General features: G+C 72.3%; 6 protein-coding genes, 1 tRNA gene and 1 pseudogene. 3 read left to right on the top strand and 5 right to left on the bottom strand.

All coding sequences use genetic code 11. The features are described from left to right. Positions 1-145 (top strand): annotated as a pseudogene (locus tag ABZ656_RS53825) (HAD family phosphatase); the annotation flags it as partial. Positions 146-406: 261 nt separating this feature from the next. Here ABZ656_RS53825 and ABZ656_RS53820 read toward each other — a convergent pair. From ABZ656_RS53820 to ABZ656_RS53805, 4 genes are read right to left on the bottom strand one after another with little or no spacing between them, the layout of a single operon-like run. After that, entirely contained in the window at positions 407-1,615 is a 1,209-nt protein-coding gene (locus tag ABZ656_RS53820; RefSeq protein ID WP_101407612.1) for an XdhC/CoxI family protein, read from the bottom strand. Continuing rightward, positions 1,608-3,758, bottom strand: a complete 2,151-nt coding sequence (locus ABZ656_RS53815) for a xanthine dehydrogenase family protein molybdopterin-binding subunit (protein ID WP_101407613.1) — start codon at positions 3,756-3,758, stop codon at positions 1,608-1,610. Before ABZ656_RS53815 ends, ABZ656_RS53820 begins: the two co-directional genes overlap by 8 nt. After that, positions 3,755-4,747, bottom strand: coding sequence for a xanthine dehydrogenase family protein subunit M (locus ABZ656_RS53810; protein WP_101407614.1), 993 nt, complete (start codon positions 4,745-4,747; stop codon positions 3,755-3,757). The genes ABZ656_RS53815 and ABZ656_RS53810 overlap by 4 nt, the downstream gene beginning before the upstream one ends. Beyond that, on the bottom strand, positions 4,744-5,331 hold the full coding sequence (locus ABZ656_RS53805) for a 2Fe-2S iron-sulfur cluster-binding protein (RefSeq protein ID WP_101407615.1): 588 nt from the start codon (positions 5,329-5,331) through the stop codon (positions 4,744-4,746). The genes ABZ656_RS53810 and ABZ656_RS53805 overlap by 4 nt, the downstream gene beginning before the upstream one ends. 201 nt (positions 5,332-5,532) lie before the next feature. Here ABZ656_RS53805 and ABZ656_RS53800 point away from each other — a divergent pair, with 201 nt between their 5' ends. Continuing rightward, positions 5,533-6,123: a TetR/AcrR family transcriptional regulator gene (locus ABZ656_RS53800; RefSeq protein WP_101407616.1), complete on the top strand. Its 591-nt coding sequence runs from the start codon at positions 5,533-5,535 to the stop codon at positions 6,121-6,123. A 183-nt stretch (positions 6,124-6,306) separates the two neighbouring features. On the opposite strand, the gene ABZ656_RS53795 is transcribed toward ABZ656_RS53800, so the two are convergent. Continuing rightward, positions 6,307-6,369: transfer RNA gene (locus tag ABZ656_RS53795), tRNA-Ser, on the bottom strand. 109 nt (positions 6,370-6,478) lie between these two features. Here ABZ656_RS53795 and ligA point away from each other — a divergent pair. Further along, the gene (ligA, locus tag ABZ656_RS53790; protein WP_360279464.1) at positions 6,479-8,593 is read left to right on the top strand and encodes an NAD-dependent DNA ligase LigA; all 2,115 of its coding nucleotides are present in this window, start codon (positions 6,479-6,481) and stop codon (positions 8,591-8,593) included. Positions 8,594-8,679: the final 86 nt, after the last annotated feature.

Genomic DNA, 8,679 nt, shown 5'->3' with positions numbered 1-8,679 from the left:
GCGCTGCATCGCCGTCCCGTACGTCGCCGCGCAGGCCGAGGACCCGGCGTTCGCCACGGCGGAGCTGCTGCTGCGCGGCGGTCAGGGCGAGTTCACCGCGCAGGCCGCGTACGACTGGCTCGCGCGCTCGGCCTCGGCTTCCTGAGTCGCGGGCCGCCTCCCGATGTCTTCCCGAACCGCGGCCACGCCTCGATGACTTGCCGTGCCTGGCGTCGACTCAGGAGGCGTGCGGCACGATCTTGCCCCGCGGTGGCCGCGCACCGCGTGCGCGCCTGTCTCAGGCCGCCTCCCGATGTCTTCCCGAACCGCGGCCACGCCTCGATGACTTGCCGTGCCTGGCGTCGGCTCAGGAGGCGTGCGGCACGATCTTGCCCCGCGGTGGCCGCGCACCGCGTGCGCGCCTGTCTCAGGCAGCTTCCCTCGCCCCCGCCGTACCGGCCCCCCGCACACTCCCGTCACGGTGGATCGGTGCCCCGGAGCCGGTGAGAGGAGCGCCTGTCCCGCCCTCCCGCGCCGCGACGATCTCCGCCGCGATGGACAGCGCGGTCTCCTCGGGCGTACGGGCCCCGAGGTCGAGCCCGATCGGGGATCTCAGTCGGGCCAACTCCGGCTCGTCAAGGCCGACTTCACGCAGCCGACGCGCACGGTCCTCGTGGGTGCGGCGCGACCCCATGGCGCCGACGAACGCCACCGGCATCCGCAGGGCCGCCTCCAGCAGCGGTACGTCGAACTTGGCGTCGTGGGTGAGCACGCACAGGACCGTGCGGTCGTCGGTCACGGTGCGCCGGAGGTAGCGGTGCGGCCAGTCGACCACGATGTCGTCGGCGTCGGGGAAGCGGACCCGGGTGGCGAAGACCGGGCGGGCGTCGCACACGGTCACGTGGTAGCCGAGGAACTTGCCGACCCGTACCAGCGCCGTCGCGAAGTCCACGGCGCCGAAGACGATCATTCGGGGTGGCGGCACGCTCGACTCGACGAGCAGGGTCACGCCGCCCGGGCAGCGCGCGCCGTCCTCCGACAGTTCGAGGGTGCCGGTGCGGCCCGCCGCCAGCAGGGCACGTGCCTCGGCCGCCGCCGTACGGTCCAGCTCCGGACGACCGCCGAGGCTCCCCTCGTGGGAGACGCCCGGGCCTCCCGCATACGACGTGGACGGCCCGGAGGAGCCGGACGAGCCGTCGGGGCGGACGAGCAGCACCCTCCCCAGCAGTTCCACCGGTCCCCGGGCCACCCGGGCGACGGCCGCCGCCTCACCCCGGGACGCGGCCACCAGCGCCGCCGCGTACACCGGCCGCTCAGGCGCGTCCGCGCGCACCGGGGTGACCAGGACCTCGATGACCCCACCGCAGGTCAGCCCCACCGCGAAGGCGTCCTCGTCGCTGTAGCCGAACCGTTCCAGCACCGTCCGGCCGTCCTGGAGCGCCTGGACGCACAGGTCGTACACGGCGCCTTCCACACAACCGCCGGAGACCGAACCGACGGCCGTGCCGCCGCTGTCGACCGCGAGGGCGGCGCCGGGGCCGCGGGGGGCGCTGCCGCCGACGCTCACGACGGTGGCGACGGCGAAGTCCCGGCCCTCCTCGGCCCACCGGTTCAGCTCGTCGGCGATGTCAAGCATCCCGGTCCCCTCCCGCGCCGGCCAGCAGCACCCGGTCCGGGCGGATCGGCAGATTCCGGTGGCGAACACCGGTCGCGTGCCAGACCGCGTTGGCGATCGCCGCCGCCGCTCCGACGACCCCGATCTCGCCGATGCCCTTGATACCGACCGGGTCCCCGGGGTCTGGGTCGTCCACCCAGTCCGCCTCGATGTCGGGTACGTCGGCGTGCGCGGAGAAGTGGTAGCCGGCGAGGTCGGCGCCGACATGGCCGCCGCCGGCCCGGTCCCGGTGAGCCTCCTCGTGCAGGGCCATGGACAGGCCCCAGATCATGCCTCCGACGAACTGACCGCGCGCGGTCAGCGGGTTGACGATCCGGCCGGCGGCGAAGATGCCGAGCATCCGCCGCACCCGCACCTCCCCGCTGGTGACATCGACGGCGACCTCGGCGAACTGCGCCCCGAAGGAGTGCCGTTCCTTCTGCTCCAGCGCGCCGACCGCCTGTGAGGTGTCCGAGCGTGCCGTGATCCCCTCCGGCGGAATGCCGCCGCCCAGGGCCAGCCGCTCGCGCAGTTCGTCCGCCGCGACCCTGATCGCCCAGGCCCAGGAGCGGGTGCCCATCGAGCCGCCGGCGATCATCGCGAAGCCGAAGTCGCTGTCCGCGATGCGCATCCGGATGCGCTCCGGCGCCACCTCCAGCGCGTCCGCGGCGATCAGGGTGAGCGCGGTCCGGGCCCCGGTCCCGATGTCGGACGCGGTGATCCGTACGGTGAAGGTGCCGTCCGGCTCGGCCGTCACGGCCGCCGTGGACGGCGCGGACAGCACGGGGAACGTGGACGCGGCCGTGCCGGTCCCGAGCAGCCAGCGGCCCTCGCGACGGACGCCGGGACGCGGGTCACGGTCCGCCCAGCCGAACCGGCGGGCCCCCTCCTCGAAGCACGCAAGCAGGTTGCGGCCGCTGAACGGCAGCCCGGAGACGGGGCCGACCGCCGGTTCGTTGCGGGCGCGCAGCGCGATCGGGTCGATGCCGCACTTCTCGGCGAGTTCGTCGAGCGCGGACTCCAGCGCGAACGAGCCCGGTGCCTCGCCGGGCGCCCGCATCCAGCTCGGGGTCGGCACGTCGAGCCGTACGACACGGCTCTGTGAGTAGTGCGCGTCGCAGGCGTACATCGCACGTCCGAACTCGGAGCACCGCTCGACGAACTCGTGGACGGTCGAGGTGAGGCTCTCGGCCCGGTGGTCGAACGCGCGCAGCCGGCCGTCCTCGTCGGCGCCGAGCCTGACCCGCTGGGCCGTGGGGCTGCGGTAGCCGACCAGCGAGAACATCTGACGGCGGGTCAGTACGACGCGTACGGGACGCTGCAGGACGGTCGCGGCCATCGCGGCGGCGACCGAGTGCGGGCGGGTGCCCTTGGAGCCGAAGCCACCGCCGACGTGTTCCGAACGCACCCGCACCGACTGGGGGTCGAGCGAGAACAGCTTCGCGAGCTCGTCCGCCACGAACCTGCTGCCCTGGTTGGAGTCGACGACCTCGAGCCGGCCGCCGTCCCAGCGCGCGATCGCCGCGTGCGGCTCCATGGGGCTGTGGTGCTCCTCCGGAGTGCTGTACTCGGCGTCCACGACGACGGCGGACGCGGCGAGTTCGGCCTCCAGGTCACCCTTTTGCGCGGCGGGGGCGCTCTCCGGCGCGTACACCCCGGGAAGCCCGGCGGTGAACACGACGTCGTGCGGCTCCTCGTCGTACGTGACGACGAGGGCCTCGGCGGCCTCCCTGGCCTGTTCGGGCGTCTCGGCGACGACCAGAGCCACCGGCCAGCCCACGAACGGGACCCGGTCGTGCTGGAAGATCTGGGCGATCGGGTCGGGCGCCCCGAAGGCGTTCGTGTAGTCGCCGTTGAGGCGCGGGGCGTTGTCGTGGTGCAGGACGGCGACGACGCCCGGCATCGCGAGGACGGGCGCGGACTCCACCGCGCGGATCCGGCCACGGGCAATGGTGGACAACACCAGCCAGCCGTGGGCGAGTTCGGGATACGGGACCTCGCCCGCGTAGCGCGCCGCCCCGGTGACCTTGGCCACGCCCTCGACGCGGGTGTGCGCGGCGCCGACGGCCCCGAACGTCGCGGTCGCCGCCGTCGTCGTGGTCGCGGTCGCGGTCGTACCGGTCATCGGGCAGCCTCCTCGGTGAGTTCGGTCAGCATCGCCACGACCAGATTGCGCATCAGGGGCACCTTGTATCCGTTGTGGGGCAGCGTCCGGGCGGCCGCGAGCTCGGCGTCCGCGGCGGCGGCGAAGGCCTCGGCGCTCGCCGGTCCCCCGGTCAGCGCCCGCTCGGCCGCCCGGGCCCGCCACGGCCGGGAGGCCACCGCCCCGAAGGCAAGGCGCACTTCGCGTACGACACCGTCGTGGACGTCGAGGGCGGCGGCGATCGAGCCGATCGCGAACGCGTACGAGGCGCGCTCGCGCACCTTGCGGTAGCGGGATCGGGCGGCGACCGGGGCGGCCGGCAGGGTGACGCCGGTGATCAGCGCGCCGGGCGGCAGGGCGGTCTCCAGGTGCGGGGTGTCACCCACCGGCAGATAGAACTCCGCGAGCGGCAACTCCCCCGGCCCGTCCGCCGTTTCGTACGAGACGACGGCGTCGAAGGCGGTGAGGGCCACGGCCATGTCCGAGGGGTGCGTGGCCACGCAGTGCGTGGAGGCGCCGAGGATGGCGTGGTTGTGGTGCTCCCCCTCGACGGCCGGGCAACCGCTGCCGGGGACCCGCTTGTTACAGGGCTTCGCCAGGTCGGTGAAGTAGCCGCAGCGGGTGCGCTGGAGCAGGTTTCCGCCGACCGTGGCCATGTTGCGCAGCTGACCGGAGGCCCCGGCCAGCACGGCCTGGGTCAACGCCGGGTAGTGGCGCCGCACGTCGGGATGGGCGGCGAGGTCGCTGTTGGTCACGGTCGCGCCGATCCGCAGCCCGCCGCTCTTTGTGAACTGGACTCGGTCGAGGGGGAGTTCACGCACGTCGACGAGCCGGGCGGGCCGCTCCACCCCGCTCTTCATCAGGTCGACGAGATTGGTACCACCGCCGAGATAACGCGCGTCGGGGTCGGCGCCGAGCAGAGCGACCGCGCCGGTGACGTCGAAAGCGCGCTCGTAGTCGAACTCCCTCATGCCGCCGCCTCCTTGGTCTCGGACGACCGTGTATCGGACGACTGCGCCGCCCGCGCGACGGCCTGGACGATCGACACATACGCGCCGCACCGGCACAGGTTGCCGCTCATCCGCTCACGGATCTCCTCGGGCGTGAGCTGCGGAACCCCCGCTTCGGGCCGCACGTCGGCGGTCACGGCACTCGGCCAGCCCGCCGCGTGCTCCTCGATCACCGCGAGGGCCGAACAGATCTGGCCGGGCGTGCAGTAGCCGCACTGGTAGCCGTCGAGGTCGAGGAAGGCCTGTTGCACGGGATGCAGCCGCTCACCGTCCGCCACCCCTTCGATGGTGGTGATCTCGCGTCCCTCGGCGGCGACGGCGAGTTGCAGACAGGAGACGGCACGGCGTCCGTCGAGCAGCACCGTGCAGGCGCCGCACTGGCCCTGATCACAGCCTTTCTTCGTACCGGTGAGATCGAGACGCTCACGCAGCGCGTCGAGCAGGGTGGTGCGATGGTCGACGGGCAGCGTGTACTTCTCGCCGTTGACGTGCAGGGTGATGGCGCTGGACGTCGAGGTCGTACCGCCGGACGTCGTAGGGGCCATGATCAGCCTTCTTTCGCCTGTCTGAGGGGGAAAGGAAGTCGCGAGAGGGCCAGGAAAAGGGAACACCGATGGTCCGCACTGGCCGGATCCGGCGGTATGGTGAAACCAAGCGGACAGGTGTCCGTTAAGCCTGAACCTATCGGACAGCTGTCCGCTTAGCAAGGCACCCGCCGGGCAGGGCGGAGGACGAAGGAGGCCCGGGTGCAGCAGAAGAAGGCCACCCCGCTGCGCTCGGACGCGCAACGCAACCGCGAGCGCATCCTCGATGTGGCCCTCGCCGAGCTGACGCGGTCGGCGGACACCCCGCTCAGCGCGATCGCCAAGAAGGCGGGGGTCGGGCAAGGGACGTTCTACCGCAACTTCCCCAATCGCGAGGCACTCCTCCTGGAGATCTACCGCCACGAGGTGCAGCAGGTCGCCGACGCCGCGGCCCAGCTGCTCGAAACGCGTGCGCCGGACCGGGCCCTGCGGGAGTGGATGGACCGCCTCGCCCAGTTCGCCATGACCAAGGTCGGCCTGGCCGAGGCCCTGCGCGCGACCACCCTCGCGCACGGCACCCTGACCCGGCTCGGACACGGCGCGATGTCCTCGGCCATCGCGCTGCTCCTGGCGGCGAACGACAAGGCTGGCACCATCCGCCCCGGAGTGACACCCGAGGACTTCTTCCTCTTCATCGCCGGTCTCTGGCAGATCGACGCGGACGGGGAGTGGCAGCCGCGCGCCACCCGCCTTCTGGACCTCGTGATGGACGGCCTACGGGTGGGCGCGCCGGGTTCCGCGCCGCCCGAGTGAGCCGAGCCGCGGTCTGGCGGGGGCGGGAGCGGCGGGCCGTCGTCACCGACAGCCGCTCCTGCGCGCACGACGAAGCCGTCCACCTGTTCTCCCCCGTGGCGGACGGCTCGCGTCGCGGTGTTCAGAGATCGGGATCGGTGTCGGCGACGTAAGTGTCCTGGGCCGCTGGACGACACCCGCCGGGGCGGGCGACGGGATTCGAACCCGCGTCTCTCTCTTGACAGGAGAAGTAGCCGAAACCTTCGCACCTGAACGAGTTCACCGTAGTGGTGGACGCCGTCGCGGTCACCTGGTTTCCGGCGTGCGGCAGACGCGTACCGGGGCGTTGTCAGTGGTGGCGTGCAGGATGGCGCGTATGACAACACCAGCCGCAGTGATCGTGGATGCCGCCGCCTACGCGCAGGCGGTCGAGGACGCCGTGAAGGCTTCGGCCGCCTACTACGCGGGCGGCACGTCGGTACTGGACGACGACACCTACGACCGGCTCGTGCGGGGCATCGCGGCGTGGGAGTCCACTCATCCCGACGAGGTGCTGCCCGACTCACCGACCGGGAAGGTCGCCGGTGGCGCCGTGGAGGGCGATGTCCCGCACACGGTACCCATGCTGAGCCTGGACAACGTGTTCTCGCCGGAGGAGTTCACCGCCTGGACCGCGTCGCTGGCCCGGCGGATCGGCCATGACGTCACACGGTTCGGTGTCGAGCCGAAGCTCGACGGGCTCGCGATCGCCGCCCGGTACACCCACGGTCGCCTCACCCGGCTGATCACCCGTGGCGACGGGACGGCCGGGGAGGACGTCTCGCACGCCATCGGCACCGTCGAAGGTCTCCCGGCCGAACTCGCCGAGCCGGTCACGGTGGAGGTGCGCGGCGAAGTCCTGATGACCACCGCCCAGTTCGAGCACGCCAACGAGGTGCGCACCGCGCACGGCGGACAGCCGTTCGCGAACCCGCGCAACGCCGCGGCGGGCACCCTGCGCGCCAAGGACCGCGCCTACACCGTGCCGATGACCTTCTTCGGCTACGCCCTGCTGCCGCTGCCCGGCACCGAGGAGGCCCTCGCGGCGCGGCTGGGTGAGGGCGCGCACAGCGAGCTGATGGCGCGATGCGGCGAGCTCGGCGTGAACACCACGGCCGCCACCACCGTGCCCGGGACCACGGCGGAGACCGCCGAGCAGGTCCTGGCCCGGGTGAAGGAGATCGCCGCGCTACGGGCGGAGTTGCCGTTCGGCATCGACGGGATCGTCATCAAGGCCGACCTCGCCGCCGATCAGGAAGCCGCCGGATCCGGTTCGCGCGCACCGCGCTGGGCGATCGCCTACAAGCTGCCGGCCGTGGAGAAGATCACCCGGCTGCTGGAGGTGGAATGGAACGTGGGCCGCACCGGCATCATCGCTCCGCGCGCGGTCCTCGAACCGGTCGAGATCGACGGCTCCACCATCACCTACGCCACCCTCCACAACCCCGCCGACATCACCCGCCGCGACCTGCGTCTGGGCGACCATGTGATGGTCCACCGCGCCGGAGACGTGATTCCCCGCGTCGAGGCCCCCGTCGCCCATCTGCGTACCGGCGAGGAGCGGCCGATCGTCTTCCCCGAGGTGTGCCCGCGGTGCGGCTCCGCCATCGACACCAGCGAGCAGCGCTGGCGCTGCGAGAACGGCCGCAACTGCCACCTGGTCGCCGCCCTCTCGTACGCCGCCGGCCGCGACCAGCTCGACATCGAGGGCCTGGGCCACACCCGTGTCGTCCAGCTCGTCGAGGCAGGACTGGTCGCCGATCTCGCCGACGTGTTCGCCCTCACCCGCGACCAGCTCCTCGGCCTGGAACGGATGGGTGAGACCAGCACCGACAATCTCCTCGCGGCGATCGGCACGGCCAAGGGGCAGCCGTTGTCGCGGGTGCTGTGCGCGCTCGGCGTCCGCGGGACGGGCCGCTCCATGTCCCGTCGTATCGCCCGGTACTTCGCCACCATGGACCACATCCGTGCCGCCGACGCCGAATCGATGCAGCGGGTCGAGGGCATCGGCACGGAGAAGGCCCCGTCCATCGTGGCCGAACTCGCCGAACTCGCCCCGCTCATCGACAAGCTCGCCGCGGCAGGGGTCAACATGACCGAGCCCGGCGCCACCGCGCCCGTCATCACTGACGACACCGACACCGGCACCCAGGGCGCTGAGCCGGCGGGCGGGCCGCTGACCGGGATGGCGGTCGTCGTCACCGGAGCCATGACCGGCCCGCTGGAGAAGCTCAGCCGCAACGAGATGAACGAACTCATCGAGCTCGCCGGCGGCCGCTCCTCCTCCAGCGTCTCCAAGAAGACCTCGCTGGTCGTCGCCGGCGAAGGCGCCGGATCCAAGCGCGCCAAGGCAGAGGACCTCGGCATCCGGCTGGTCACCCCCGACGAGTTCGCGGCTCTGGTCGCCGACTACGTCGACCGGCCCTTGACGGCCGACGCCGACGTGGCGTGACGCGGCAGGCCAGGGCCGGTGCGAAGGTCGTCGTCCGGATGCCCGACTGGTACCCCGACTTCCCCTACAAGTGGGTGAGCTGGAGC

It is taken from the genome of Streptomyces sp. NPDC007095, assembly GCF_040634475.1.
GTDB lineage: Bacteria > Actinomycetota > Actinomycetes > Streptomycetales > Streptomycetaceae > Streptomyces.
Note: the sequence above shows the minus strand (reverse complement) of the source record. Positions and strands in the feature narration are given on the sequence as shown.